General features: G+C 48.8%; 25 protein-coding genes. 18 read left to right on the top strand and 7 right to left on the bottom strand.

The features are described from left to right. Positions 1-65: 65 nt before the first annotated feature. Both NNL35_RS23825 and NNL35_RS23820 read left to right on the top strand, forming a co-directional pair. Positions 66-401 (top strand): hypothetical protein, encoded by a 336-nt coding sequence (locus tag NNL35_RS23825; RefSeq protein ID WP_006679091.1) that lies wholly within the window; start codon positions 66-68, stop codon positions 399-401. 97 nt (positions 402-498) lie between these two features. Then, entirely contained in the window at positions 499-843 is a 345-nt protein-coding gene (locus NNL35_RS23820; RefSeq protein WP_006679090.1) for a carboxymuconolactone decarboxylase family protein, read from the top strand. 77 nt (positions 844-920) lie between these two features. Here NNL35_RS23820 and sdaAA read toward each other — a convergent pair whose 3' ends face one another. The 3 genes from sdaAA to NNL35_RS23805 are packed head-to-tail and all read right to left on the bottom strand — an operon-like array spanning position 921 to position 3,591. Further along, entirely contained in the window at positions 921-1,796 is an 876-nt protein-coding gene (gene sdaAA / locus NNL35_RS23815) for an L-serine ammonia-lyase, iron-sulfur-dependent, subunit alpha (protein ID WP_006679089.1), read from the bottom strand. Beyond that, entirely contained in the window at positions 1,781-2,488 is a 708-nt protein-coding gene (gene sdaAB / locus NNL35_RS23810; protein WP_006679088.1) for an L-serine ammonia-lyase, iron-sulfur-dependent subunit beta, read from the bottom strand. Before sdaAB ends, sdaAA begins: the two co-directional genes overlap by 16 nt. A 59-nt stretch (positions 2,489-2,547) precedes the next feature. After that, the gene (locus NNL35_RS23805; RefSeq protein WP_006679087.1) at positions 2,548-3,591 is read right to left on the bottom strand and encodes a PTS sugar transporter subunit IIC; all 1,044 of its coding nucleotides are present in this window, start codon (positions 3,589-3,591) and stop codon (positions 2,548-2,550) included. A 411-nt stretch (positions 3,592-4,002) separates the two neighbouring features. Here NNL35_RS23805 and NNL35_RS23800 point away from each other — a divergent pair, with 411 nt between their 5' ends. Both NNL35_RS23800 and NNL35_RS23795 read left to right on the top strand, forming a co-directional pair. Next, positions 4,003-4,680, top strand: coding sequence for a helix-turn-helix transcriptional regulator (locus NNL35_RS23800; RefSeq protein WP_006679086.1), 678 nt, complete (start codon positions 4,003-4,005; stop codon positions 4,678-4,680). A gap of 216 nt (positions 4,681-4,896) precedes the next feature. After that, positions 4,897-5,460 (top strand): RNA polymerase sigma factor, encoded by a 564-nt coding sequence (locus tag NNL35_RS23795; protein ID WP_238535438.1) that lies wholly within the window; start codon positions 4,897-4,899, stop codon positions 5,458-5,460. A gap of 85 nt (positions 5,461-5,545) precedes the next feature. Here NNL35_RS23795 and NNL35_RS23790 read toward each other — a convergent pair whose 3' ends face one another. The 3 genes from NNL35_RS23790 to NNL35_RS23780 all read right to left on the bottom strand — a co-directional run bounded on the left by NNL35_RS23790 (position 5,546) and on the right by NNL35_RS23780 (position 6,856). Further along, entirely contained in the window at positions 5,546-5,911 is a 366-nt protein-coding gene (locus tag NNL35_RS23790; RefSeq protein ID WP_006679084.1) for an SH3 domain-containing protein, read from the bottom strand. A gap of 312 nt (positions 5,912-6,223) precedes the next feature. After that, positions 6,224-6,637 (bottom strand): type II toxin-antitoxin system HicB family antitoxin, encoded by a 414-nt coding sequence (locus NNL35_RS23785; protein WP_006679083.1) that lies wholly within the window; start codon positions 6,635-6,637, stop codon positions 6,224-6,226. 30 nt (positions 6,638-6,667) lie between these two features. Continuing rightward, entirely contained in the window at positions 6,668-6,856 is a 189-nt protein-coding gene (locus NNL35_RS23780) for a type II toxin-antitoxin system HicA family toxin (RefSeq protein WP_006679082.1), read from the bottom strand. A 502-nt stretch (positions 6,857-7,358) separates the two neighbouring features. Here NNL35_RS23780 and NNL35_RS23775 point away from each other — a divergent pair. The 9 genes from NNL35_RS23775 (at position 7,359) to NNL35_RS23735 (ending at position 14,366) form a co-directional block, all read left to right on the top strand. Then, on the top strand, positions 7,359-7,610 hold the full coding sequence (locus NNL35_RS23775) for a DUF7660 family protein (protein ID WP_006679081.1): 252 nt from the start codon (positions 7,359-7,361) through the stop codon (positions 7,608-7,610). Positions 7,611-7,698: 88 nt separating this feature from the next. Continuing rightward, positions 7,699-8,331: an immunity protein Imm33 domain-containing protein gene (locus tag NNL35_RS23770; protein WP_006679080.1), complete on the top strand. Its 633-nt coding sequence runs from the start codon at positions 7,699-7,701 to the stop codon at positions 8,329-8,331. Positions 8,332-8,426: 95 nt separating this feature from the next. Further along, positions 8,427-8,651 carry a hypothetical protein gene (locus NNL35_RS23765; RefSeq protein WP_083835618.1) on the top strand — a complete coding sequence of 75 codons (225 nt, stop codon included), beginning with the start codon at positions 8,427-8,429 and terminating at the stop codon, positions 8,649-8,651. Beyond that, positions 8,648-9,031 carry a retropepsin-like aspartic protease gene (locus NNL35_RS23760; RefSeq protein WP_006679079.1) on the top strand — a complete coding sequence of 128 codons (384 nt, stop codon included), beginning with the start codon at positions 8,648-8,650 and terminating at the stop codon, positions 9,029-9,031. Before NNL35_RS23765 ends, NNL35_RS23760 begins: the two co-directional genes overlap by 4 nt. A 45-nt stretch (positions 9,032-9,076) precedes the next feature. Then, on the top strand, positions 9,077-9,919 hold the full coding sequence (locus tag NNL35_RS23755) for a phosphotransferase family protein (protein ID WP_040733840.1): 843 nt from the start codon (positions 9,077-9,079) through the stop codon (positions 9,917-9,919). A 102-nt stretch (positions 9,920-10,021) separates the two neighbouring features. Next, complete coding sequence (locus NNL35_RS23750) at positions 10,022-10,594, top strand: TetR/AcrR family transcriptional regulator (RefSeq protein WP_006679077.1); 573 nt, start codon at positions 10,022-10,024, stop codon at positions 10,592-10,594. 719 nt (positions 10,595-11,313) lie between these two features. Beyond that, on the top strand, positions 11,314-11,724 hold the full coding sequence (locus NNL35_RS23745; RefSeq protein WP_006679601.1) for a DUF4064 domain-containing protein: 411 nt from the start codon (positions 11,314-11,316) through the stop codon (positions 11,722-11,724). A 144-nt stretch (positions 11,725-11,868) separates the two neighbouring features. Next, complete coding sequence (locus NNL35_RS23740) at positions 11,869-12,546, top strand: response regulator transcription factor (protein WP_006679600.1); 678 nt, start codon at positions 11,869-11,871, stop codon at positions 12,544-12,546. Further along, the gene (locus NNL35_RS23735) at positions 12,543-14,366 is read left to right on the top strand and encodes a sensor histidine kinase (protein ID WP_006679599.1); all 1,824 of its coding nucleotides are present in this window, start codon (positions 12,543-12,545) and stop codon (positions 14,364-14,366) included. Before NNL35_RS23740 ends, NNL35_RS23735 begins: the two co-directional genes overlap by 4 nt. A gap of 76 nt (positions 14,367-14,442) precedes the next feature. Here the strand turns inward: NNL35_RS23735 and NNL35_RS23730 are convergent, their stop codons facing one another. Further along, a complete protein-coding gene (locus tag NNL35_RS23730) occupies positions 14,443-14,697 on the bottom strand; it encodes a hypothetical protein (RefSeq protein WP_006679598.1) in 255 nt (84 codons plus the stop codon). A gap of 428 nt (positions 14,698-15,125) precedes the next feature. On the opposite strand from NNL35_RS23730, the gene NNL35_RS23725 reads away from it, so the two are divergent. From NNL35_RS23725 to NNL35_RS23705, 5 genes are all read left to right on the top strand, one after another. Beyond that, positions 15,126-15,944: a polysaccharide deacetylase family protein gene (locus NNL35_RS23725; protein ID WP_050979497.1), complete on the top strand. Its 819-nt coding sequence runs from the start codon at positions 15,126-15,128 to the stop codon at positions 15,942-15,944. 79 nt (positions 15,945-16,023) lie between these two features. After that, positions 16,024-16,701 carry a GDSL-type esterase/lipase family protein gene (locus NNL35_RS23720; RefSeq protein WP_006679574.1) on the top strand — a complete coding sequence of 226 codons (678 nt, stop codon included), beginning with the start codon at positions 16,024-16,026 and terminating at the stop codon, positions 16,699-16,701. A gap of 35 nt (positions 16,702-16,736) precedes the next feature. Then, positions 16,737-18,143, top strand: coding sequence for an MBOAT family O-acyltransferase (locus tag NNL35_RS23715; protein WP_040734244.1), 1,407 nt, complete (start codon positions 16,737-16,739; stop codon positions 18,141-18,143). Positions 18,144-18,157: 14 nt separating this feature from the next. Further along, the gene (locus NNL35_RS23710) at positions 18,158-19,309 is read left to right on the top strand and encodes a DHHW family protein (protein ID WP_006679576.1); all 1,152 of its coding nucleotides are present in this window, start codon (positions 18,158-18,160) and stop codon (positions 19,307-19,309) included. Next, the gene (locus NNL35_RS23705; protein WP_006679577.1) at positions 19,306-19,794 is read left to right on the top strand and encodes a DUF4358 domain-containing protein; all 489 of its coding nucleotides are present in this window, start codon (positions 19,306-19,308) and stop codon (positions 19,792-19,794) included. Before NNL35_RS23710 ends, NNL35_RS23705 begins: the two co-directional genes overlap by 4 nt. Positions 19,795-19,876: the final 82 nt, after the last annotated feature.

Genomic DNA, 19,876 nt, shown 5'->3' with positions numbered 1-19,876 from the left:
CCCCTGCATTTCCTTTATAATGATCGGAAAGGGAAAGCTCTTCTTCGGATTAAGGGGGTGCAGCGGTGAGTGTATTGGCGGTACAGACCTGCGTCGAGATTACGAGGACCATTGATTGCAACGAGGAACGGGTGACGGAGACCTCGTTCCATATCGAGCTGCATGCACATGAGGTCCGGATCCGGGACAAGCGGATCGCCATGTCGCAGATCTATGATATGTCATGCCATCGCAAGCACGGCGGATCGGATGCGATCGGCTTTCTGTATTTGCATACTCATCGGGGGGTGGAGACCTATTTCGTCCGCGACAATCCCGCTTCGTTCATCAATGCGTACAAGAAGCTGAAGCGTGAAGCCCGATCGATGTTGAATCGCCCGCCCGACCGGCCGGAGGGATGAAGCCGGCTTGTACTGGTTATCCTAGGGAACGAAGCAGATTGGCCGCTGCCCCTGACAAGGAAATCATTGCACCGGGGGCGGCAGAGGAGGAGCGATCATGTCCGAAATGGATAACAAAGTGCAGGCTTATAAAAATGAGATTTCCGAGCTGGAATCGACCTTGCCGGACGTCGTGCAAGCTTATCATGCGTTCACGGGCGCTTGCTTCGCCGACGGGGCGCTGGATGCCAAGACGAAGCAGCTGATTGCGCTTGGGATCGGCTTGTTCGCGAACAACGAGGTATGCACGTTATACCATGTGAACGAGGCGAGACATAAGGGAGCGGGCGATGCGGAAATTATGGAGGCCGTGGCGGTCGCGGCCGCTATCGGAGGCGGTCATGCGCTGTCCCAGGGCGTCATGCGGGTTCAGCAGGCGCTGAACGGCGCTTACTTGTCTTAGGCGCGTCCCGCCCGAGCTTGGAAACGTTGAAAGTCCCCGGCGGCATTGGCACTGCCCGGGGACTTTGGCATTTTCCGTTATTGGGTGCCGTCAAGCACCATCGCTTCCAGCTTGCGGCCGGCTGGCGTGTTGGCCAGTCCTCCTTCCGCCGTCTCGCGCAAGGAGCTTGGCATGGAGAGGCCGACTTCATACATCGCCTGGATAACATCGTCGGGCGGGATTCGGCTCTTGATGCCGGCCAATGCCATATCCGCCGCGACAACCGCTGCCGAGGCGCCGACTCCATTGCGCTTGACGCAAGGCACCTCCACCAGGCCGGCCACTGGATCGCATACTAATCCGAGCATGTTTTTGAGCGCAATCGCCATCGCTTCGGCTGACTGGCGCGGCGTTCCGCCCGCCATCTCGACAACTGCCGCCGCAGCCATACCCGTGGCGGAGCCGACCTCGGCTTGACATCCTCCCGCCGCGCCCGAGATGAAGGCATTATTGGCGATGACGAACCCGAATGCTCCCGCCGTGAACAGGAACTCCACCATCTGCTTCCGCGTAGGCTTCAGCTTCTCCTTAACTGCGAATAGCGTCCCCGGCACGACGCCTGCCGCTCCTGCGGTCGGATTCGCGCAGATGATGCCCATGGCCGCGTTCACTTCATTGGTCGCGATTGCTTTGCTGACCGCATCGAGAATCAGGGGACCGGCCAAGGAATGGCCGCCTGCAATGTAGCGTTGAAGCAGGACGGCATCTCCTCCGGTCAGCCCGGAATGGGAGACGACCCCCTTCAGCCCTTTCTCGATCGCCTGCTCCATGACAGTCAGGTTGGCCTCCATCATTTGTATAATTTCTTCTTCCGTTTGTTGTCGAATCTTCATTTCTCTTTCCAGCATGACACGCGATATCTTAGTCTGTCTCTCTTCGGCAAGCTGGAGCAGTTCGGCTACGCTATGGAACATGGTCTGCCTCCTTCGGAGCTGGTGCGCTGATACGTCTTCACTTGCCATATCTCCTTAATATGAGGGAGTGTGTGCATATGATGGATGACCGCGTCGTCGACCGATTCGTCGAGCTCGATCGCCATCAAGGCGCTCTGTCCTTTACCCGAACGCGATACTTCCATATATCCGATGTTGATATGATGCTCGGCGAGCAGCGACGTCACATGGGCCACGGCGCCGTGCTTGTCCTCGTGCAGGACGAGCATCGTTGGATGGCTGCCGGACGGATTGTCGTCCAGTTGAATGACTTCACGGATTTCCATGCTGCCGCCGCCAATCGACACGCCGACGACCTCTAGCGCGCCACGCTTGTCCCGCAGCGTAAGACGCGCGGTATTGGGATGCTCCACGATGTCCTCCGATAGCACGAACTGTACGTCCAGCCCTTGCTCCGCAGCGATGTCGAGGGCGTCCGGAATTCGCTCGTCCGCCGTGTCGAAGTCAAGAATTCCGCTTACGATGGCCACATCGGTTCCATGGCCCCGGTATGTCTTCGCAAACGATCCATACAGGGTGACTGTGACGGATTCGGGCAAGCGCCCGAACAGCTTCCGCGCCACGCGGCCGATGCGGTTGGCTCCGGCCGTATGCGAGCTGGACGGACCGATCATAACGGGGCCGATTATGTCAAATACGGAGTGAAACGGCATGGTTCAATTCTCCTCTGCACAGATTTGTTGATGTTGCGTGACTTGCCTCACATTGTCGCTCAAGCCGCTTCGTTGCCGGTTGCGGGTGCGGTTCCGCGAATTTCGGCGACGGTGCGGATTTTGAAGTTCTTGAAGACGATCGAGCCGATGAATCCCGCCGCGATGCCGCACAGCGCGCATAGAGCCGCCGCGATCGTGACGGTCTTCGCATCGTTGAAGCCATACATGACCATCAGTCCGGCAATCGGAGTCGCGGTGCCGGTCGCATTATTGGTCAGGTTGAACAGGGCGACGACGATTCCGGCCATGGCCCCGCCCAGGAAATTGGTCACATAGACCGGTATCGGGTTGGCGGAGATGACGTCTGCCTGGGTTAACGGCTCAATGGCCACGGCAATCGTGGAGCTGCGGTCGCCGAACTTCATGCGGTGGAAGAACACGAAGTTCATGAAGGATGATCCCATGACGGACAAGGCGCCGATCGCCATCGGCAGCCCGGTCAGACCCAGCATCGCGGTAAGCGCCATGGAGCTGAGCGGCGCGGTTGCGACGACGGTAATGACCCCGCCCAGGACGATACCCATAATAATCGGATTGTTGTTCGCTGCTGTCGTAATGATGCCGCCGATATTGAGCAGCGTGGCGTCGACGATCGGCGTTGCGATATTGGCCGCAAAGCGGACGAGCGGTGCGGCGACGATAATGCAGACGATGAGATCGAGTCCGTCCGGAACCTTCTTCTCAATCAGCTTGACGAGAAATGAGACGAGGTAACCGGCGATAAAGCCAGGCAACAGGCCTGTGCCGGCACAGGCTGCGCCAAGCAGAAGCGCGTAGACGGGGGAGACGCCCATCGCGAGCGAGACCAGCGCGGCGGCAGCTACGCCGCCCATGCTGCCGGAAGCGAGCCCGACTTCCTTCGCGAGCTCGAAGCCGAACAAATCTCCGCCTACATAGCTTTGGAACGCTTCCACCAAAAAGCTGGCAACCGCCGCATTGGCTAATGCGCCCATCGCCTTCATGCCGTTCGGCGCTTTGAAGCTGAAGAGGGAGAACAGGGACAGTACCAGTAAGAGCAGTAAGGTGCCGATTGCGATGTCCATACTCGATGATCCTCCTTGTGTGTTCACGTTGATTAGTAACCGCTTTCAAAATTTAAAAATTAATGCATTGCTTCAGGGAATCAAATTAGTTTGAGTTAGTCTTGAATTTCTTAATCTAATCAAAAATAATTGAGTAGATTAACTGAAATTGATTATATCAAGTTTGGGTTGAACATACAATCCCGCTTCCGATAGAGTTTGAAAATTTGCCGCAAGTTTTGCCAAACGGCCAATAATGTGGCCGATTTGGACGGTTTATTGGGGAATTGGCGAATCGGGGATTGCTTGTGCCCATCGTTCGCGTTATGATGTTACTAATCGTTAATAGAATTAACTTATGTTGATATAATCAAATTTTTTTAATTGAACGCTATGCTCAACTACAGGTTGCCCAAGGAAGGATTTGATTCCATGAACACAAGATTTACGGAACAGGATCGTTCTATATTGGAGTCGTATGATTCGGTGGTGGAAGGCCTGGCTGATTACTTGGGGGATGCCTCCGAAATTGTGCTGCATAGTCTGGAAGATTACCAGCATTCCGTTATCAAGATTGCGAACGGGCATCATACGGGAAGAGAATTGGGGGCGCCGATCACCAATCTGGCTCTGAAAATGCTGCAAGAGATCGAACAGTCCAACTCGAAGCAGGCGATCAGTTATTTTACGAGGAGCAAGAACAATCGTCTGATGAAGTCGAGCACGATCGCGATACGGGGCGAGGCCGGGAAAATTATCGGATTGCTGTGCATCAACATGAATCTGGATGAATCGTTTGCTCAGGTGCTGCAAGCCTTTGTGCCGCATCCGGATATGGAATCGAGAGGGCAGGCGGAGCATTTTGCCTCATCCGTCGAGGACATGATCCAGGAAACGATCGAACGGACGATCGAAGCGGTTGACGCTTCTCCCGATATCTCGTATGCGAACCGGAACAAGCATATTATCGGCCTTTTGCATGAACGGGGCGTGTTCAATATGAGGGATGCGGTCACGATTGTGGCGAACGCGCTCAAGATTACGAAGCATACGGTGTATTTGCATCTTCGCAATCATACGTCGAAAAGTGAAAAGAAAGCTAGCAATTAAGGTGGGAGCGGAGGATTCTCCCGCCATGGATAAAGAGCTTCAGAGCGTTAATCTGAGGCTCTTTTTTTGTTTCTTTGCGGATCTTTACGTCTGTTTAATATGTAAAATATTACCTTTACTTTCCGGTTAAAAATGCATATTATTTATTGTAGGAATAATTACATTTAATTGGGATTTATATAAATAAGTAACAAAATCATATAGGGAGGTGGCACTGTGTTGAGGGAAAGATGCGAACGTGATGAGCTTTTTTTTCATGAATTATGTGATACCTATTTCAAATCAGTCTATAAATATTGCGGGAAACTGGCAAAATCGCAAGCGGAGCTTATGGACTTCGCCGATGAATGCACGCAAAATACATTTTTGGAAGCGAGAAAGCAAATCTCCAAGTTGAAAAATCACCCGAATGTGGAAGGATGGCTATTCACTACGGCCAGGAATTTCGTTAATCTCTCATTTCGAGCGATGTATCTCAAAAATAGGTATGAAGTTATCATGACGGAGGACATCCATAACCGATTAGAATCGCAAAATAATGAAATCGATCAGTTTATTGAAAACGCTGTCAATGTGGATGAATTATATCATGAAGTCTTAATGAACTTGAGTACAAGTGAATACGAACTGTATGCGGATTATTATATAAAGAAAATGTCAATCGCGGATTTGACTCGCAAATACGATGTATCGGCTAATGCGATTACGACAAGAATTTACCGGATTAATAAAAAGATCAGGAGCATTGTTCAGACGCTTGTCGTAAGTCTTGATATTTGAGAAAGATGTGCAAAGCAGTGCGCGCTCAAAAGGATGCAAACGTTCAATCGCAATGGGGCAGCCCCATTGCGATTGAACCTGGAATTTATCCGATTTCGGTCAAATAATTGACTGCCACCCAGCCCGAAGCATTATGTTTGTAGCTGTAGACATTGAGCCAGTAATAACCGTCCGCGTATACAGGCTCTACACCATGCCCTCCGTTTACCATATCGCCCTTATTCAGCAAGCCAAGCACTGTCCCGGATAAGGAAGGCTTGTTTCGCAATCTGACTCCATTTTCCTTTACTTCATACGTGGCACTGAGAAGGACAAATTCATTTTCGGCTGTCACGGCTTGATGCTGATTATTCACATTGGCTTGAGTAGTATTCTCCGCTGCATATGCTCCTTGAGTCATAACGGCCGTACTGGCGATCGCCAGCGACAAGATTGCAACTTTTTTGAACATTTGAATAACAGCTCCTTTTTATGATAATGGCTTGTATTTTCGACGAAGGGTAAAGTCTAACTCATTTGTGGAAATAGGATGAGTACGAGTTATTCCCTTCATCTATATCATTGTTTATGAATTCCTAGATTACATAAAATTTATGAACAATTTTCAAAATAAGGGATTACTTATCGCGAGGTTAGGTCTGGATGTGGCAAATTGTCGTCATAGGTACAGATCCTGACGCCGGTACAATGCACGGATGTGGTGCAGTTTGGTATCGTGCTTGCCTTGGGAGCAATAGGTCGGGGGAATAAAAAAGACTCCTCGTTAAGAGAAGTCTTTAACACCAAGTTTCTCCTTCAATGCATCCTGAAGCGTCTGAGAGAAGTTGATCCCTTCTTCGGCAGCAGCATCGTTTAGCCATTTTGGAATTGTGAGTGTCTTATTGATGGCCTTATTACGGATGCGCTCGCGGACGAAATCAGTACTCACTTGAATGAGAGACACAAATTCATCGTCTTCCAATTGAATTGCGTTCGGCTTCGTTGGTTGCGGGATATCGTCTTTATCCTCTTCCATCAAGTAGAGATGTCCACCAAGGGCGTCTTTCGCCATATGCAATGCTTCGTCGAGGGTATCGCCTTCGGAAATGCAGCCCGGCAAGTCAGGGAAGGTTACGGTATAACCGCCTTCGTCTGGCTCGCCCGGATGGAACACAGCAGGATAAATGTACTTGCTCATATATGGTTAACCTCCTTGGGATAGGCAGGCCTAAATCAGCCCCGCCTGCTTGAAGATGCTTTTTGTCGTTCTCCGTTTTATGTCTTTCTTGGGATGAGGTACGGAAACCTTTCCCTTTTTGGTTGGATGAACGAAGTGGTAGTGGTCACCTTCTGTATTCTTATGTACCCAACCATCTGATTTAAGGATTAATTTCTCTTGATGAGTACGCTTTATCAAGGTTGACCATATTTACCTCCTTTCTGATTATATTATAACACATGTTATTACATGTGTGAATGATGAAACAAATGTTTTTACACGTGTTCATGGTTTTTGGTGCCATCAATATTCGCCGTTGAGCAATAAATTTACGCCATGGGAAGTCCAGGACGTTCTCCAAGGCCGTCCCTGATGACATCAGCACCGAGAAGAGGGACAAGAGATTGGTTAACATAAATATTCTTAATGGATTATCCTTTTCCGGGGCGGTTGAATAAGAAGGATACTGCGAAGAAAACGTTATAGAGAAGGAGCATGAAGAGTGCGATAAGTTGTTATTGCATCCATATATGCTCTATGATCATAATAATCAAATCCATTGCATGAAAGATGAAGATGGCGAGTTTGAGGATTATAAAAGCTTGCGGATCAGGCAATGAATAGGATAGAGAGGAAATTGCATTTCTATTACGTATTGTGCAATTCCTGAAGGAAAATGAAAAAGGATTGAATGTTAAAGATGAAGAAGATACTTTTCGAGCTGGTAGATGAAGTGATAGATGAAAAATCCTTTCTGCACTTTATGAATGAACTTAGAAAGGACAGGTCAAATCACAAAGAAGAGTGGGAGAATGAATCGATAGAAGCCTTTCTGGAAGCCGCCTATGATTGGGGATTGACGTCAATCGACGGTCTCACATATTATAATAAACCCGATAATCCATGGAAGAGATGCGCACAAATCCTGTATATGGGAAAGATTTATGAGTAGACACGAAGAAGGCAGAGACGTATTAAGAAACTTGGAATACCCCAACTTTACGTGAAACTCTAGAATAAACGAAAAAAGTGAGGATATCATGACTTGGTTTCTCGAAAGCGCTGTGGAAAGAAATCAAAACGCCCCTTACACATTCTATATTCCAAGCCCTTCTGTTATTGAGATGCTTCAAAAGGGTGATAAAGTCAAGCTCATTTTTGTGTCGGCGGAAACGGAAGAGGAAAATGCTTGCGAGCGAATGTGGGTCGAAATTGCAAAAGTTGATGGCGATTGTTTTGTGGGCACATTAATAAACCATCCAGTCAAACTTAGTAATTTAGAGCTCGGTCAAACCGTGAATTTTTCAAAAGAACATATTTGCGATACCCAATATAAGGACCCGGAGGAACAGAAATGGGATTACTATTTCGATAGTAAAATCATTGTAAGCAATGATGTTCTTGAAAGAGTGGAAGTCAATTTCTTGTTAAGGGATTTTCCGAGAGATGATGAGGATACGGGCTGGAGCGTATTTACTGGCTATGAAGATGACGAGTATGTGAATGACCCCAATAACCTGCAAGTGATTTCTATTGGGGCCATTTTGAATATAGATGATTCTGTTTTAGCGTTTATCCAAGATGAACCCCAATGTGCCTATGAACGTGATCAAGAAACAGGGAAGTTTGTGAAGATTTATGATTTTGACTGGGATTATTATAACAACGGTTAAGATTTGTGGGTAGGTCAAAGAAGTTCTCTAATAGTATTTCCCCTGATGATGTCCATCAACTGGTAGAAAATGAGGCGTCAGTTTGGTAAAATGTTATTACTCGTACGAATCAGTTTGTAAAGTTTGAAATTCTTCATTCTGATGAACAAGACAATCAGGAAGTTATTGAAGACGTTGCTGTTATTGGACCGGTAACAGATGAGGAAGCTACTCAAGAACTACTAGAAAGTAAGGGCAAGACTCTCGTTTATCATACTTCTAAGGATAAAGTAATTGTGAAAATTCGAAGGAATACCGGGTTGAGGAACTACTTGTCATGAAAATCGAATATAAAGATGGGCTGTTATTTACCGAAATCGTCATTGGATTTAATGGGCAAAAGAAAGTGATTAATAATGTTGTGATTGATACAGGAGCCAGTCATACTTTGATTTCTCAAGATGAAGTTGATGATATTGGAATCAAAGTAACAGTGGAAGACGATATTATTGCAAGCTTTGGTATTGGCGGGAAGGAACATGCTTTTACAAAGACTATTCAATCCATAGCGATCGGGGATTCCACTTTAAGAAACGTTTCATTGGACTTTACTTCTTTTAAGTACCATAACATCAACGGATTGCTTGATCTGGATATTTTAGTGAATGGAAAATTTCACATCGACTTAGGAGTAGGCGCCAGGAATACAACGATACGATAATGCCACTGGAAAGGAAGAGAAGCGTTGACGAATCCTATTCGAGACATGGATTGGATGGAAATCAGCAGCGAGGTAGAATCACTACTTCAGCCAGAGGACTCGTGCGTCACCATTCTTCCCATGAAGTCCGGTCTGGAAGCAGAGGTAACGAGACTCAGCATAGGCGGGCTTCATTTTGTGCTCAAAGTATGGAATCGGGACTCCAAGCCAAATGTCCATGCTCAGTATAAGCTGTTAGAAGCTCTTTATTGTCGGGGGTTGCCCGTTTCCAAACCGCATGGTTGGGGGCTTGATCGAGACGAGAATCCGGTCTTATTGACCAGCTTTGACGGGAGTCCTATAGGCAAAGTAAATCAGTCTTTATTTAAAGCGCTTACAGAGATGCTAACTCAGATTCATAGAATGTCCCTACAGGATATAGATGAATCAACGCTTCCCAAGCATGATTTTATTCCTTATTTTTATCCTGGGATTGAAGAACATGTTGATCTAAGGGATCTGCTTGTTCAACTTGTTGAACGAGCGGATATGAAGCAAGACTGCCTGATTCATGGCGATTTTTATATGGGAAATGTGTTGGAAGCGGAGGGGACGTATACCATAATCGATTGGACAAACGGGCAGCTTGGCGACCCCAGATACGATATTGCCTGGTCAATGGTTCTAATCAAGATATATGGCGGCATGAGATCGAATTCCTATTATCTTCCTACCGTTGTAACGGAAACTGCATATAAATACGAGGAGCTGGAACTGTTCGAGGCGATGGCTTGCTTACGATGGATATTGCTCCACAGAATGGTTCATTTGCCTATCCGAAAAGGTACGATTTCAAGAGTAAGGAATATATTGAAAGGGAATCGGCATTTGAATGAGCACTTACTTTGAAAGCCGCTTGTATAGTCTTCTTTCTGTGTTGACAAAAAAATGCAGCTATGCTTTAATGTGAATGAATAAAAAAAAATTCATTCACAAGAGGTTAGGTAACTGATGGATAAAAAACAGCTCATCTTTCATTGTGGTTGGGAACTATTTCACTCCAAAGGATTCAAAGATACGAATATCTCAGACATTGCAAAAATGGCGGGAATAGCGGTGGGGACTTTTTATAACTACTATTCCTCGAAAGAGAAATTGTTCTTTGAGATCTATATGAAAGAAAACGAGGCATTGAAAAAGCGGATTGTGGAATCCCTTGACATGAATCAAGATCCCGTAACACTTGTGAGCACATTAGTGGAGCAGAACATCAGTGCCATGAACTCGAACATCATCCTGAAGGAATGGTATAACCGGGATCTCTTCCGGGAACTGGAACGCTACTATGAAGAGGTCAAAGGAAATGATGATTCCATTCGCAGTTTATATACTGAATTATTCAAAAAATGGAAAGCGGAAGGAAAAATAAGAAAGGATATTGATGATGAACTTTTGCCCGCCTTCTTTGACTCGTTAGCATATATCGATTCACACAAGGAAGAAATTGGGGTTCGCCATTTTCCCCAACTGATACAGTATTTGTCGGAGTTTATCATGAAAGGGTTAACGGATTGCCAAAAATAGGATGATTACAGGCAGTCCTTTTTTTGCCCAGAAATGAATGAATTTTAAAATATTCATTCATACCCGGCGATTTTCTGCTTCAAATTGCTTCGTTATCAGAAAATTCACCGGATATCAATTTAAATCGATTTTTTCTACCGGGAGACGAGATCCATCACAGGCGAAAAGTCCAATAGACTACTCAATGGCCTGATTTTACGGGATCCAAGCGACCGCGTCGGATCCTGGGGGCATCATCGCCTTCAGGAAGCATTATCGGCCTGCTGGAAGCATCGTTGCCTCCTGGGGCTTGGACGTGCGGGGGAAATTTCTGCTATTTTACAGGAATTTCGGCTTAATGAGTCCACATCCCAAGGAATTGCTGCAAATCTACATCATTTTAGGCCCTTTTGCTTCAAACCGAAGCGAAACGGTGGAAATTCCTGTAATTTTGCAGGATTCCCTTTCTGGAAAAGTCGTCCATATCGAATTGTTGTATTTATGCAGGATTTCGCTTACCGAATAGGCGTGTCTGGAGAAATCGTGGAGTTTTGCGGATTTCGCCTGCCGGATGGGCGTGTCTAGGGAAATGCTGTAGTTTTCAGGCCGTAGAAATATCCATTTTCCTACTCAAAACTTCTTTCTCAACAGCCTGGACATGCGAGCGAGGAGGGGATTCATCAAGCCAACCGTGAGAGAGTGCCATGGGAAAGATATCTATATGACAATGGAGGTTCAATATGAAACGAACAGGGGAAATCGTGTTAAGCATCATTGGAGCCGCATCGAGTCTCATCATGATTGTGACCGGCTTAGTTTTTTTATACCGTAAAGATAATGAAGATTATTTGAACTATTTGTATGCCAATTGGACGGAAAGCGAAGTAGCTGCTTCGCTCGATCAGATGAATCAAGCGGGAACGATGTGGGTTCTCCCCGGGATTATCGGCGGTGTGCTAGGTATTATTACGATGATTTGGTTGAAAGGTAACGGCAGCCCGAAGCTCGCAGGATGGACGCTTATTATTGTTTCGGTGGCGGTTTGTCTTATTTCGGTGTTCGGATTCATTCCTGCCATGTTCTTTGTTACAGCAGGTATTATGGCATTGGCAAGAAAACCAAATGGAAGAAAGAAACAAGGAATTCGGTAAGGCACATCAATTATTTCCTCCCGAACACATTTGTCTCTATTCCGCCAACATGTTAGGATATCCAATGATATTATGTTCTTAAAGCAAGGCTCCCCAGACAAGCAATATGGGGGGCTCTGCTCCAAAAAGATGTGAGGTCATCATATGTCGAGAACAATATTGATTGTGGAAGACGAGCAGATTTTGCGGGAAATTATGAAGGATTATTTACTGAATGAAGGCTATAAAGTGCTGGAGGCTAGCGACGGAAAGCAGGCGCTGTCGCTATTTCATGAGCATGAAGTGGATTTGATTATTCTGGATATCATGCTGCCGGAGTTGGACGGATGGTCGGTGTGCCAGCGCATTCGCAAGGCATCGAACGTTCCGATTATTATGCTGACCGCGCGTGCGGATGAGGACGATACGCTGCTTGGATTCGAGCTCGGCGCGGATGATTATGTTACGAAGCCATACAGTCCGCCCATCTTGCTCGCTCGGGCGAAGCGGCTGCTGGAAAGCCGGCATGTCCGCGATCAAGAGGCCGACACCTTATCCGGCGGCGGCATTACGGTTCATCTCCCCTCCCGAACCGTGACGGTGGACGGGACCGCCTGCAGCTTGACGCATACCGAATTTGAAATCTTGGCGTATCTGATGAAAAACAAAGGACTCATCATCACGAGGGATCAGCTCATTACAAAAATATGGGGCTATGATTTCGTCGGGGACGATCGCACGGTCAACAGTCATATTCGCAATCTGCGCTCCAAGCTGGGGGAACAGGCCAAGTCCATTGTCACCGTCGTTCGCTCGGGCTATAAATTCGAGGATCAGCCATGAAAAAGGGTATCGTCTTCAAGCTTTTTCTGTTAACGACCGCCCTGTGTCTGTTCATCCTTGCGATCGTTTTTGTGGGACAAACCATATTTTTTAAGCAAATGTATGTGCATCAAAAGGTGGCCAGTGTAAAGTCTGCCCTCGAAGCCTATGAACAGGACTACCTGAAGCATGCCGGGAACGCCCAGGCGATGGTGGGGCTTGAACAAGATTTTTATCAAAAGCATGGCACCTGGATCGCGGCGTTGGACGATAGGGGAAATCTGCTGTATACCGATGATTTTCAAATGGAGATCAGACTGGATCGGGTCGGCGGAAGCTCCGGCTTGGGCGGTACCACGCTTACCGTTCCGCTGTACACCGTCATGAAGGTCGAGCAATTCAGCAGCGACAATTCGTTTTTGGTTCCCTGGATTGAAGAGGGGAAGCGGATTGCGTTCGAAGGCGTAATCATGAACAAGCAACTCGTCGTGCAGCGGATGGGGTGGAGTGTCTCCAATCTGAGGGAGGAGAACCGTCTGGAAAATCATCAGATGGTGAACAAGGAATATGAAGTCGTCCCCCGGTTCGGGAATCCGACGGAATATTTCGAAAAGTACCCCTCATTCCTGGAAAAGGGAACGATTACGGCTATCCGGATACCGGAAGGGGCGGGCGTGTCACGTTATACGAACCATTTATTTCTGGACCGGATTAAAGCGTTTCAGGCGGATCTGCTGTACGGAGACTATGACAGCGGCGCGAATCCGAGTCAGATCATCGATTTTGAAGAAAATCATGTGAATTACAAAATCTTCGTGGATCGCACCGAAGATCGCAACGGGAAGGCCGCCTACCTGTTCGCGATGACGTCACTGCAGCCCGTGAACGAAGCCGCAGGGATGATGCAGGACTACTATGTCTATATCATCGTCGCCACGCTGCTGCTTGTGCTACTGGCCTCGTTCTATTTCTCCCGCCGCATCGCCCGGCCGCTGCTGCGGATGAACGAGACGACGCAAAAAATGGCCGGCCTGGACTTTTCCGAGAAAATTCCGGTCACGACCAAGGATGAGATCGGGGAGCTGTCCCGCAACATTAATGAGCTGTCCGGGCGGCTGCATTCCCATATTGCCCGGCTGGAGGAGGATATCGAGAAAGAAAAGCAGCTCGAGAATACGCGCAAGGAATTTATAGCCGGGGTGTCGCATGAATTGAAAACGCCGCTGAGCGTCATTCAAAGCTGCCTGTCCATACTTAAGGACGGGGTGGCCAGCCATAAGCGAGATTATTATTTTGCGGCGATGGAAGATGAAGTGAGACGGATGGATCTGCTGATCGCGGATATGCTGGAGCTGGCCAAATATGAGTCCGGCACGTACAAGATGGAGATGGAACCGTTCGATATCGCTGCTGTCCTGGAGCGGATGTGCGCGAAGTTCGCTTCCGGCATCGCGGGCAAGGAATTGGAGATGCACACTCATCTTCAGCCGTTCGAAGTGGAGGCCAATCAACGCCGGATCGAGCAAGTGATCGTCAATTTCCTCACGAACGCGATTCGCTACACGCCGGAACGACAGGCCATTATCGTATCGACGATGGAGGAGCGGGATACCGTACAGGTTTGCATCGAAAACAAAGGAGCCCGTATTCCCGACGAGCAGTTGGAGAAGATATGGGATCGTTTCTATCGCGGCGAGCCTTCCCGCCAACGCTCGACCGGCGGAACCGGACTCGGTCTGGCGATCTCCAAGAAGATCCTGGAGCTGCACGGCGTGCCGTACGGCGTAACCAATACGGCGGAAGGCGTGATGTTCTATTTCCATTTGCATAAAAAAAGGTAGAGAGCGCAGAACTTCGGTTCTGCGCTTAAGACTGTCGACAATGGTTTTGGCGAGATAAGCCGCCTTATCCACGTTGTCATTCGTCAATTCCCTGATAGACGGTCGAATTCCATTCCGTGAGAATCAATTCTTTGTCAGGCAGCCCTTGCTCGGCCAGCAGCCTCATCACCTGCGCAAGCATCGGTCCGCGGCGAGCGGATGGTGATGATCCGTCCGGGGCGCGCAGCCGCTCCGAAACGCCCTTCAAGGTCTGATAGGTTCGAAAATACATCCCATATATTCTTCCATCGTTCCCGGCCAGAACGTCTGCAGCTCCGGTCATCCACTCCACTAAAGCTGCAGTATCTCCCGTGACGCTAGTCACCTGCTCCGCCAATACTGCAAGAATGCAGCAATTTCAATGACACGAGGTTGCGAAAATAGGATTGCTGCAAAAATACAGCAATTACCCTACGGCAAGGCATAAATTGCATTCAAAATGGAGAAATAATGTAATTTTGCAGGATTTTCTCGGAGTTTAGCCTCTTGAGGTTAAAAATGCTGCGCCTGTGCAGCAATTTCATACGGGGACCAGCTTGCTTCATGCGCGCCCAACTTGCCCTAACCTAATCTGTTCTGCCTTCCCCGGCCCCGCCCTTCCTAAGAAAACTGAAGCGCAGCTTCAGGTTTTTTATTTCTATAGATTCTTTTTATATAATCTGCATTTTATCTTTATCTCTCTCTATTATTCTGTCTAGTGTGAGAGGGGATGGATGGAACATGACAGCACGAACCAACCTTGAGCGAAGCACGAGGGAAGGAAGGTTGAGAAAGAAGACACGAGGCCGATTCATCGCAGGACTGGCGGCCGTTGCGCTGCTCGTCTTTTGCTTCATGAAATTTACATCGTTGCTGGAGACGGCGACGGCGAAGCAACACGGACAGGGCTATCAAGCGGCGGCGAATAGCAGCGACGCCCGGCCGCAAGGGAAAATCGTTTATTTAACCTTTGACGACGGTCCGAGCGAATTGACCGGGAAGTTTCTGGACGTTTTGCAGCGGCACGGCGTCAAGGCCACTTTTTTTATGCAGGGAACCAATCTGGAACGTCAAGGCTGGCAAAGCGCTGTGAAGCGCGCGGTGCGTGAAGGGCATTATGTTGGCGGGCACAGCATGACTCATCAATATAAAAAGCTGTACGAAGAGGGACAATTCGTCCCGGAGATGAGAGAAACCTTGTCGCTCATTCATGACATAACGGATGAGAACCCGCATTTGGTGCGTCCGCCTTACGGCTCGGCGCCGGGATTGGAAAATCAGCAGTTTCGCGATCAAATCTCAGAAGCAGGGATCAAAATTTGGGATTGGACCATTGACTCGAACGACTGGGACCTGAAGGATCGCCCGGATCAAATTGTCGAGAACATTAAAAAAGCGACGACAGACGATCTGGAAGTCGTGCTCATGCATGAGAAGCCGCAAACGCTGCAGGTTCTCCCGGATATCATTGCCTTCTATCAACAAGAAGGGTACCGCTTCGGCGTGTACGATGATGCCAAGCATTTTCACCTGAATTTCCAGAAGGATCATCGCTTGTAACGGGAACGGAGGGAACCGCGAACCCATTCCATTCCGAACGGAATGCAAGACGAGCTGAAATAAAGAGAGGGAGAGGAACATGGCAAAAAAATTAATCTCTACACTGTTGATCGGGAGCATCGTATTCACCTTGGCCGCATGCGGACAGGAGTCCGGCAGCCCGCAACCGCAAAATCCGCTGCCTCAAGCGCAACAACAGGAGGGCGGCTCTGCCAAGCTACCCGAGGCTTCATACCCATCGATTTTTCAAGACAGCGTATTTCTGGGGGATTCGATTACCGAGGGGCTGTCCTTCCATGATGTGCTGGATGAGGCGAATGTGCTGGCAGGCGCGGGCAAAACGGCCGAATTCGCGCTGGAGGATATCGGCGAGTTGACGAAACGGAGCCCGAAACATGTTTTTATTCAATTGGGATCGGATGATATCCTATGGCCTACGGATGATCCGAAGGCCTACTCGTTGGCGCATTACGCCACCTTGATCGGCTCGATCAAGGAAAAGCTTCCGCAGGCCAAAATCACGATTTTATCGGTAACCCCGGTTACGGCTGAGCGGGAGAAGGAAGAGCCCCGTTACAAAAATCTAAGCGATTATAATCAAGGCTTGAAAGAGCTGGCGGAGAAGGAGCAGGTCGGTTTTGTCGATGTATCTCCGATCGTTGCCGACCATCCTGATCTGTATGATGAGGACGGCATCCATTTTAAAGCCGGGTTCTATCCGTTCATGCTGGATGCGCTGAAGGATGCAGTGAAATAACATGCCTATCGTTCGATTATGCGAGGTGACAGAACGTGGTGTTTAGCAGCCTCCTGTTTCTGTTCCTCTTTTTGCCGGCAACGATTCTGATCTACTATGTATCGCCGAAGAGGCTTAGAAATGCGGTTCTGCTCGCCGCAAGCCTGATCTTCTATGCCTGGGGCGAGCCTGTCTATATTTTTATCATGATTTTCTCGACCGTATTCGATTATGTTAACGGATTGTTGATCGAGAAGTACCGGCACCGCAAGCCGATCGCCAGAGCGGTTTTTATCGGCTCCATCGCCGGCAGCTTAGGCATTCTCTGCTTTTTCAAATATGCCGGATTTGTCGTCGACACGATCAATCAACTCTTTCATCTGCATATCCAGGCGGCGGATCTGCCGCTGCCGGTAGGCATATCCTTCTATACGTTCCAGACGATGTCTTATATCGTGGACGTATACCGGGACAAAGTGCCCGTACAGAGGAATATCATCTCCTTCGGCGCTTATGTCACGATGTTCCCGCAGCTTGTCGCAGGTCCGATCGTCAAATACGGCGATATCGCGAGACAACTGGTCTCCCGAACGATGACGCTGGATCGGTTCGGCGAGGGGGCGGAATTATTCATCAGAGGACTTGCCAAAAAAGTGCTGCTGGCCAATAATATCGGCTTGCTGTGGACGAGCGTGAAGGCGGCGCCGGCAGAAGAGCTAAGCGTATTGTCGGCCTGGCTTGGCATTATCGCCTTTACGTTCCAGATCTATTTCGATTTTAGCGGATATTCGGATATGGCGCGCGGACTCGGGAAGATGTTCGGGTTCGATTTTTTGGAAAACTTCAATTATCCCTATATATCGAAAAGCGTTACCGAGTTCTGGCGCAGGTGGCATATTTCATTGGGCGCATGGTTCCGCGAATATATCTATATTCCGCTCGGGGGCAACCGGTCGGGCCTGCTGATCCAGTTCCGTAATCTGCTCGCCGTCTGGCTCGCCACCGGCTTATGGCACGGAGCGAACTGGAACTTTATTCTGTGGGGATTGTATTTCGGTGTTTTCGTTACGGCCGAGAAGCTGTTCCTGTTGGAATGGCTGCAGCGCAGTCCTCGGTTCGTAGGGCATGTCTATACGCTTCTGATCGTGATCATGGGCTGGGTCTTGTTCGAATTCGAAAATCTGGGTTCCGCCGCGGAATTCATCGGGGCGATGTTCGGGTACGGCACGCATGGATTGGTCGATCGTCAAGCGCTCTATGATCTGTCCGCGAATGTTGTCTTGCTGTTCGTGCTGGCATTTTGCGCGACCCCGCTTCCCCGGAAGGCCTTATCGTTCTTCAGGGAAAAAGGGAAGATGGCAGGAGCTGTCCTCGTTCCGGCGATGTATTTTCTGTTCCTGTCGCTGTCGACGGCTTATTTGGTCACGGAAACGTACAACCCATTCCTATATTTTCGCTTTTGAAGGAGGCGGCGCCGATGAACAGATACGACAAAATCTATAAATATGTAATGGCCGTACTGCTGCTCCTCTTCATAGGCGCGCTCGCCGTGTTGAATGTTCTGACGACGGAACGCGAATTTTCGGAAGCGGAGAATCGGGTGTTGGAGAAGTGGCCGGACTTTACGCTGCAGTCGCTGGCGGCGGGGAAATTGACTTCCAGCTACGAGAAGTATGTGTCCGATCAATTCGTCTTCCGGGATGCCTGGATCGGAGTCAAAACCGATGCGGATCGGGCGGTGGGGAAGAAGGAGAGCAACGGGGTGTACTTAGGCAAGGACGGCTTCCTCATTCAACGGTTCAACCCGCCAGCCGATAGAGATGTGGAGGATAAGGTGGAGGCCATTCGTGCGTTCGACCATGTCACGCCCGGTGTTCGCAAATATATGATGCTTGTGCCTACCACGGCCGCGCTGCACCAGGATAAGCTCCCGGCCTATGCCGCATCCGGCGATGAACCGGCGTATATGGACAAGGTACGGCAGGCGCTTCCTGGTACTATTCGCTTCGTCGATGTGTATCCCGCGCTGTCTGCGGAACGGGAACGTCCTATTTTTTATCGAACCGACCATCATTGGACGACGACAGGGGCCTATTACGCTTATCGGGAGCTATGCAAGCACATGGGGATGATACCGCTGGACAAGGAAGATTTCCGCATTCGGCGCGTAACGAATGAATTTTACGGGTCGCTCTATTCGAAGAGCGGATTCAGACACATCCGGCCAGACAGCATCGAGCTCTATCTGCCGAAGAAGGAAGCGAGCTATAAGGTGGAGTATGTCGATGAACAGCGAACGACGGATTCTTTGTACGAGCTGGGCAATCTCAACAAGAAGGATAAGTATACGGTGTTTTTCAACGGCAATCATGCGCTGATTAAAATCACAACGGCCCATCCGGAGGGAAAGAAGAAGCTGCTGGTGGTCAAAGATTCATACGCCAATAGTTTGCTGCCCTTTTTAACGGAGCATTTTGGCGAAATTTATGTCGCCGATCTCCGGTATTACGGGGAAGACTTGACGGCGCTCGTGCGGCAGCACGATATCCGTGACATGCTGCTGCTTTATAATGCCAATACATTTTTTGAAGATCCATCTATTCAGAATCTATCGGAGTTGATCGAATGAAACCATATAGACAAGGAACTTGGAAATGCCTCGCCTTTTTATTCATGTTAGCCGTTGTCATCGGCGCATTGGCCGGATGTTCCGGTAAGCAAGACGGGGAGGAGCTGTCGGCCGCCGCGGTGGGGGAGCGAATCCAACGGGCGGTGAACCTGGATGAGATGAAGCAGGGGGATATCAAGAAACTGACCAAGCTGTATCATCTCGATGCCGATGAAGTGGAGGATTTTATTCTGTATACGGCTGCATCCAATGTAAAGGCGGACGAATTGGCAGTTATCAAAGTAAAAGATGCGGATCAGGCAGAAAGCGTCAAACAAAACATATTGCAGCGAATCGAAGCCCAGACGGTAAAGTTTAAAGACTATCGCCCGGAAGAATATTTTCTCATCGAAAAGCATGTGCTGAAAACGAAAGGCCGCTTTGTCTTTTTCGCGGTCTCGAGAGAAGCTGCTCAAATGGAAGCCGCGTTTGACAGCGCATGGTAGCTCTAAGTGGACAACGATACGCCATTTACCTGTGATGTTCCGATAAGACGCTTATCGTGGGCATCACGGGAATGGCTTGTAG

The organism is Paenibacillus dendritiformis (assembly GCF_945605565.1).
In the GTDB taxonomy this organism is placed as follows: Bacteria; Bacillota; Bacilli; order Paenibacillales; family Paenibacillaceae; genus Paenibacillus_B; species Paenibacillus_B dendritiformis_A.
Note: the sequence above shows the minus strand (reverse complement) of the source record. Positions and strands in the feature narration are given on the sequence as shown.